Below are 1,942 nucleotides of genomic sequence, written 5' to 3' on the forward strand. Positions count from 1 at the left end.
CAGGCTTGGTTGGACGAAAAGTGCTCATTCCTTCTGATACCGGCGCTATCTCTACTGAAAGCTCTGAGATAAAAGGGGTGATCAGTACACCGTCAGCTATTGAAACGATTACGGTAAGGATTGAAGACGAGTCGGGTCAGCTTATTAAGAGCTTTAATGTTGACGGCAGTAAAGGCGGCAATGTTGATGTGACTTGGGATGGTTTAGATAAAAGTGGTAACCCAGCTAAAGCGGGTAATTATGCCATTAAGGCCAGTGGTAAAGTCGATGGAACGTCGGAAGATTTAGCCGTGTCGACTTACGCTCATGTTACTAGTGTGTCATTAGGCACTGTAGCAACAGGAGCAATTTTGAATTTGCGTGGAGTAGGTGGAATTAAGTTATCTGACGTACTCGCAGTATCTGAAACATAGTACGGCTAATAACGAACCGTTAGCTGTCATCATAAATGAATTAAATGTGAGAGGTGTAATATGTCATTTAACATCGCATTGAGTGGTATCGCTGCCGCGCAAAAAGATTTAAATACGACCGCGAATAACATCGCCAACGTCAATACTATTGGTTTTAAAGAATCTCGAGCTGAATTTGCTGACGTTTACGCCAATTCAATTTTTTCTAACAGTAAAACGGCAGTGGGTGGCGGTGCAACTACCACACAAGTTGCGCAGCAGTTTCATCAAGGTAGCTTGCAATTTACCAGTAACTCGTTGGATATGGCGATCAGTGGTGGTGGCTTCTTTGTTACCTCTTCAGAATTAGGTTCGCAAGATCAATCATACACTCGAGCGGGGGCATTTAAAGTTGACTCGGCTAATTATATGGTCGACTCAGCGGGTAACTTCTTACAAGGTTTCCCAGTGGATGAAGATGGCAACTCAACTTCAGTGAGTTTAACTACAACTCAACCGATTAAGATCCCTGACACTGCGGGTAGCCCAGTGCAAACCGGAAATGTTGGTTTGCAAATGAATCTTAATGTTGGTGAAACCGCATTAGATCCCGCTAATTTTGATCCTGCCGATTCTGATACATTTAATAACTCCACCTCGGTGACGATTTATGATTCGTTAGGTGAATCACATATTATGACCACCTACTTTGTTAAGCCAACGAACGGTTCATATACTGGCGAAAGTAATTGGGTGGCATTTTATGCAGTTGATGGTGACCCTGTGGATGTAGCAAGTGGCGCAGGGACTTATAATACCGATAGCGATGGAGATGGTGTCGGTGGTGGTGCTGGTGATGTAGCTGGTACCGCATCAGCTGCCAACCCTAGTGGTGTTGGCACATGGTCAGGTGCGGTGCTTAAATTTAACTCTGTTGGTGCTTATACTGGCAGTGATCCAGCCACTATTACCACTGAAGCATTAGGTGCCGGAGGTGCGGGGGCTTTAGGTCCTGGCGCCGATGGAACTCAGACTCTTACGGTAAAGTTTAATAATCCGACTCAATATGCTTCTCCGTTTGAAGTGACTGAATTGACTCAAGATGGTATTACCGTAGGTCGATTAACCAATGTTGGTATTGGTTCAGATGGTTTAATTACCGCAAGTTACAGTAATGGCTCAACGGTTCCGTTATCACGAGTGGCATTAGTTCGTTTTGCTAATGAGCAAGGTATGACTCAAGTGGGCAATACTTCTTGGAAAGCCAGTTTAGATTCGGGCCCAGCGTTAGCCGGTGAGGCGAATAGCGGTACATTTGGTAGTATTCGTTCGTCTGCGCTTGAGCAATCAAACGTTGATTTAACCACAGAGTTGGTTGATTTAATCTCTGCTCAGCGTAACTTCCAAGCTAACTCGCGTACACTTGAAGTCAACAATACTTTGAACCAAACGATATTACAGATCCGCTAAGTTTACGTTTACCTTTACCTTATTAATTTATGTTTACGTGATAATAGGTGTTGCCGTTTACGGCAACACCTTGCCTTTAT

2 protein-coding genes are annotated in these 1,942 nt (G+C 44.0%); both read left to right on the forward strand.

Annotated elements, in window-relative coordinates; genetic code table 11:
• The coding region (locus CXF78_RS15655; RefSeq protein WP_308302265.1) for a FlgD immunoglobulin-like domain containing protein at positions 1-413 on the forward strand (413 nt) is incomplete at its 5' end.
• A gap of 60 nt (positions 414-473) precedes the next feature.
• On the forward strand, positions 474-1,862 hold the full coding sequence (gene flgE, locus CXF78_RS15660; protein WP_102037306.1) for a flagellar hook protein FlgE: 1,389 nt from the start codon (positions 474-476) through the stop codon (positions 1,860-1,862).
• Positions 1,863-1,942: the final 80 nt, after the last annotated feature.

Origin of the sequence: Shewanella sp. 11B5 (assembly GCF_002836795.1) — a bacterium.
GTDB lineage: Bacteria > Pseudomonadota > Gammaproteobacteria > Enterobacterales > Shewanellaceae > Shewanella > Shewanella frigidimarina.

Excerpts from the sequence above, each read along its gene's own strand:
- flgE (WP_102037306.1), top strand. The coding sequence starts at position 474 with ATGTCATTTAACATCGCATTGAGTGGTATCGCTGCCGCGCAAAAAGAT.